Raw genomic sequence first — 4982 nt, forward strand, 5'->3', positions numbered from 1 at the left:
GAGAGCCTCCCGGAGACCACGCTCGCCGGGTTCCTCACCGAGCTGAACACGCGCGCCCAGGCCCAGCACCCCCCGACGGTGCAGGGCGTGACGCTGGCCTCGCTGCACGCCGCGAAGGGCCTCGAGTGGGACGCGGTGTTCCTCGTCGGGCTCACCGACGGCACGCTGCCGATCCAGCACGCCGACGGTGACGACGACGCCGTCGAGGAGGAGCGCCGCCTCTTCTACGTCGGGGTGACGCGGGCGCGGGTGCACCTGCGGCTGTCCTGGGCGCTGTCCCGCTCGGCGGGCGGGCGGCGCTCCCGGCGTCGCAGCCGCTTCCTCTACGGCCTGGTCCCCGAGGACCACCCCGCCGCGCGCAAGGCCGGCACGGGGGTGGACGGGGGTCCCAAGGCGAAGGTCGCGAAGGCGGGCTGCCGGGTGTGCGGCAAGGCGCTCTCCGACGCGAACGCCGTGAAGATCGGCCGCTGCACCGAGCACCCCTCGGACGTCGACGTCGAGCTGCTCGACGCGCTGCGGACCTGGCGGTCGAACGAGGCCAAGCAGCGCTCGGTCCCGGCCTACGTGGTGTTCACCGACGCCACCCTCGTCGCGCTCGCCGAGCAGCGCCCGACCGACGCGAAGGGCCTGGTGACCATCCCCGGGATCGGGGCCTCGAAGCTGGAGCGCTACGGCGACGAGGTGCTGACGATGGTGCGCGAGCACGCCGGATAGGCGGTCGCGGGGCCGTTCGGAGAAAGTTCGCCGGAACCCGCGGTAATTCCGTTGCGGCCCGTGCGTGGGGGCCCCTAGGTTCGATCGCACCGGCGCGGGACGTGCCGGGTCGAGTCCTGGGAACGGGGGGTGTGCCGATCATGAAGCTGTTGCTCGCGGGCGCACGCGTCTCCCCGTCCCCGGTGGTCGATGGCTATGGCAGTGCGCGCTGCTGGGCGGCGCACCCGTCCGTCGCGGAGGTCCCGTCAGCGGGACTCGAGCGGACCCGTGCGTTCGCGGCCGTGCCGAGCTCGGCCGGCGTCACGGGACACGTCTCCTCGGAGCAGGTCCTCGGCGCCCGCCCGGCCGGCATAGCGGGCCGCACGCGCCGCCAGCACATCGATCTCGACCCCCATCGTCCGCGTCCCTGCGGCGGGTGTGGCTGACACACCCCCGTTCACCAGGCCGCGGACCCCCGGGTTCGCGGCCTTCGTCGTTCTCGACGTCTCCGCGGCACCCGGGTGATCCCCGAACACCCGCCGTAGGAGGTCCGAGCATGTACCCCGTTCCTTCTCCCCCCGAGATACTCGAGTCGGTCTGCCTGCCGTGCCGCGAGGCGACCGACGACCTCTGGTTCTCCGAGAGCCCCGCCGAGCTCGAGCAGGCGAAGCTCCTGTGTGCCGCGTGCCCGGCGCGGCGGGCCTGCCTGGCCGGTGCCCTGGAGCGCCGGGAGTTCGCCGGCGTGTGGGGCGGCGAGATCCTCGACCGGGGGACCGTCATCGCCCGGAAGCGGCCGCGGGGCCGGCCGAGCAAGGCCGACCTCGCCCGGGACGCCGAGCTCGCCGCGGCCCGGCAGGCCGCGGGCGTGGCGTGAGGTCACGCCCGACCCGGCACGAGGGGAACCCCCGGTCGCCCGGAGCGACCGGGGGTTCCCCCACGTGCGGGCCCGTCGGGCTCAGAGATCGAAGCCGGGCTGCCAGTCGCGGAAGATCGAGCGCATCGGGATCTGCGCGTCGAGCTGGCAGAGCACCGCCACCGAGGCGAGCGTGACCCGGTGGATGAGCAGGTATTGCGGCGGCAGGTTCAGCCCGCGGCCGGTGTCGAACTCGGGGCGGCGCAGGTCCCCGAGGCGCTCGGCCTGGCCCTGGATCCACTTGCGCGTGAAGTGGAACTCCTCGGTCCGTAGCGGGTCCACGAGCGGGCCGAGGTAGGCGATCGCCTCGTCGGGCGACATGTCGATCCCGGGCAGCACGAAGTTGAGCGTGCGCAGCAGCTCGAGCAGCTCGTCCTTGCGGTCCTCCACGGCCAGCGCGAGCATCTCGCCGAGCTCGATCGGCAGGCCGTCGGGCAGCCGGGCGACCGCGCCGAAGTCGATCACGCACAGGCGCCCGTCGGGGAGGACCTGGAAGTTGCCGGGGTGCGGGTCCGCGTGCAGCAGCCCGACGCGGGCCGGTGCGGAGAAGTGGAAGGTCGAGAGCAGCAGGCCGACCCGGTCGCGCTCGTCGGGCTCCCCGGTCCGGATGATCTGCGAGAGCGGGGTCCCCTCGATCCACTCCGAGACCATCGCCTTCGGGGCCGAGGCCACGACGCGGGGCACCACGACGTGCTCGTCGCCGTCGAAGGCGGCCGCGAACGTGCGCTGCGCGTCGGCCTCGTCGCGGTAGTCGAGCTCCTCGGCCATCCGGTCGCGCAGCTCCTGGAGCAGCGGCTTGATCTCCATGCCCGGCACCATGGGCTGGATGACGCGGGCGAAGCGCTGCAGCTGGCGCAGGTCGGCCATGATGGCCTCCTCCGCGCCGGGGTACTGGACCTTGACGGCGACCTCGCGCCCGTCGCCCCACACCGCGCGGTGCACCTGGCCGATGCTCGCCGACGCCGCGGGGGTGTCGTCGAACTCGCGGAACCGGTCGCGCCAGCCGCGGCCGAACTGCTCGGCGAGCACCCGGTGGGTGCGGGCCGCCGGCATCGGCGGGGCGGCGGTCTGCAGCCGGGTCAGGGCCTCGCGGTAGGGCTCGGCCAGCTCGTCGGGGACGGCCGCCTCGAAGACCGAGAGCGCCTGCCCGAACTTCATGGCGCCGCCCTTGAGCTCGCCGAGCACGGCGAAGAGCTGCTCGGCGCCCCGCCGCGCGACGTCGGCGGAGATCTCGCCGGCGTCGCCGCCGGCCAGTCGCCGCCCCCATCCGGCCGCCGTGCGCGACGCGAACCCCAGTGGCAGCGACGCCAGACGCGCGGAACGCTGGACCGTTCGGCGCGGGATCTCATCGGACGACACGTGGCCGATTGTCCCCCGCGGACCCCGGGACGGCGCGCCCAGGGCGCCCGCCCTCCGGGTGTGGTGCGCAAGCACACCCCGGGTGTGTGACGCAGGTGAGGCGGGTGAGTGTCCCGGCGGCGAGGTCGAGTTCGAGCGCCCGGTCGAGGAGGGTGTCCGCCCCCGCGAGGTGGGCCAGGACGTGCTCGGCGGCGAGCGCGGCGACCGCGCCCGCCGTCGGGATGCCCACCGTCGCCGGACGGCCCGCGAGCTGGGCCGCCAGCCGCGGCCAGGCCGGGTCCGCGGCCGCGCGGCGGCGGTCCGCGCAGCGCAGGCAGGCCCCGCGTCCGGGGAGCACGAGGGGCCCGACGGTGCCGATCCCGCCGTGCGCGGTGACGGCCAGGTGGGGCTGGTGGCGGGCGAGCAGGCGCGCCGAGAGCACCGGATCGGCGGCCTCGGCACCGACGAGCACCGCGAGGTCGGGCCGGCGTCGCGTGGGTTCGGCGACGACGACGGCGGGTGCGGCCCGGGCGACCGCCTCCGCCACGGCGGCCACGGCGGAGCGCCCGACGTCGGACGCGCGCAGCCCGGTCCCGAGCTCCGCCGAGGTCACCGACCCGCGCGCCCGGACGACGACCCGGCGCACGCCCGCGGCCGCCAGTGCCACCGCGACCGCCGTGCCCAGCCGCCCGGCGCCGTGGACGCGCACGTAGGCCGCGCCCGGTGCCGGCCGCTGCGGGGCGAGGAGGCCGGCGTCGGCGAGGGCCGCGACGACGGCGGCGACCTCGCCCGGCGCGCCGCCCCGGGCGACGGCCTCGGCGGCGGCCCGCGGGGGCGGCGAGCCCGCCGCGAGCTCACGGACCAGGGCGGCCAGCGGCGGCGTGAGTCCCCCGAGGGTGACCGCGGTGGCGGGGTCGGTGCCGAACTGTGCGGTGGCGGGGTCACGCCAGAGCAGCGCCGGGCGGTCGTCGGGGTCGCGGGGGAGCGGGATCGGTCGCACGGGGGTTGGACGCGCGTGCGGGGCCGTCGGCTCCCTCGCCTAGCCTGGCCGTCCGTGGGTGAGTCGGGGACGCAGCGGCCCGAGGTGGTGGTGCGCCGCAGTGCCCGTCGTCGGCGCACGGTCGACGCCCGGCGCGAGGGCGACACGGTGATCGTCTCGGTGCCGGCCTCGATGAGCCGGGCCCAGGAGAAGCACTGGGTGGAGGAGATGCTGCGCCGGCTGCAGCGCTCGGAGGAGCGTCGCCGGCCGGGCCGGACGTCCGGCGACGACGACCTCGCCGCGCGCGCCGACCGCCTGGCCCGCGAGCACCTGGACGCGGCGGGCCCCGACGGGCGCTGGCCACGACCCGCCTCGGTGCGCTGGACCCGCCCGATGCGGACGCGGTGGGCCTCCTGCACGCCCGTCGACGGGACGATCCGGGTCAGTGAGCGCCTGCGCGAGGTGCCCGGCTGGGTGCTCGACCACGTGCTGGTCCACGAGCTCGCGCACCTGCGCGAGGCCGGCCACGGCCCGGCGTTCCGGGCGATCGAGGCCCGGTACCCGCGCAGCGAGCGGGCGATCGGCTACCTCGAGGGCCTCTCCGCGGGTGCGGGCCTGGAGATCGGCGGCGAGGCGGACGGGGACGACGCCGGGGACTGAGCGCCCGCGCCCGAGGGGCACGTCAGGCAGGTTTTGGCCGCTCCAGACATGCGTGGCGTGCTGTTGATCAACGAAAGGGTGGGCCGCCCGACCGCGAGGGGCACCTCAGGCAGGTTCTCGGCGCTCCAGGCGTGCGTGGTGTGCTGTTGATCAGCGGACGGGGGGAGAGTCCGCCCGCGAGGGGCACGTCAGGCAGGTTTTCGCCGCTGCGGACGTGCGTGGCGTGCTGTTGATCAACGCGGAGGCGGTGCGGCGAGGCCGAGGCCGCCCCGAACGTCAGGCCTTCGGCCCGGCCGTGCCCTCGTCGGGCCCCGACCCGTCCTCCGGGGCCGGACCGTCCTCGGAGCCCTCCCCGGGCGCCGACGTCCCGGACTCCTTCTCCGCGCGCATCTCCTGCTC

Annotated in this window: 5 protein-coding genes; 3 read left to right on the forward strand and 2 right to left on the reverse strand. The window is 76.1% G+C overall.

Going from position 1 to position 4982, the window contains the following annotated elements:
* Both AC0CYZ_RS26850 and AC0CYZ_RS26855 read left to right on the forward strand, forming a co-directional pair.
* A partial coding sequence (locus tag AC0CYZ_RS26850) for an HRDC domain-containing protein (protein ID WP_472221064.1) occupies positions 1 to 714 on the forward strand: 714 nt, incomplete at its 5' end.
* Positions 715 to 1249: 535 nt separating this feature from the next.
* Positions 1250 to 1567 (forward strand): WhiB family transcriptional regulator, encoded by a 318-nt coding sequence (locus AC0CYZ_RS26855; RefSeq protein WP_472221066.1) that lies wholly within the window; start codon positions 1250 to 1252, stop codon positions 1565 to 1567.
* 81 nt (positions 1568 to 1648) lie between these two features.
* Here the strand turns inward: AC0CYZ_RS26855 and AC0CYZ_RS26860 are convergent, their stop codons facing one another.
* Together AC0CYZ_RS26860 and AC0CYZ_RS26865 are read right to left on the reverse strand one after the other, a co-directional pair.
* Entirely contained in the window at positions 1649 to 2965 is a 1317-nt protein-coding gene (locus tag AC0CYZ_RS26860; RefSeq protein ID WP_472221068.1) for an ABC1 kinase family protein, read from the reverse strand.
* Positions 2952 to 3944 carry a TOMM precursor leader peptide-binding protein gene (locus tag AC0CYZ_RS26865; protein WP_472221070.1) on the reverse strand — a complete coding sequence of 331 codons (993 nt, stop codon included), beginning with the start codon at positions 3942 to 3944 and terminating at the stop codon, positions 2952 to 2954. The genes AC0CYZ_RS26860 and AC0CYZ_RS26865 overlap by 14 nt, the downstream gene beginning before the upstream one ends.
* 54 nt (positions 3945 to 3998) lie before the next feature.
* Here AC0CYZ_RS26865 and AC0CYZ_RS26870 point away from each other — a divergent pair, with 54 nt between their 5' ends.
* Positions 3999 to 4583, forward strand: coding sequence for a M48 metallopeptidase family protein (locus tag AC0CYZ_RS26870; protein WP_472221072.1), 585 nt, complete (start codon positions 3999 to 4001; stop codon positions 4581 to 4583).
* The last annotated feature ends 399 nt before the right edge of the window (positions 4584 to 4982 follow it).

It is taken from the genome of Actinomycetospora sp., assembly GCF_055612215.1.

Bases quoted from the DNA above. Each gene is read 5' to 3' on its own strand.
- AC0CYZ_RS26855 (WP_472221066.1), top strand. From the start codon at position 1,250: ATGTACCCCGTTCCTTCTCCCCCCGAGATACTCGAGTCGGTCTGCCTG.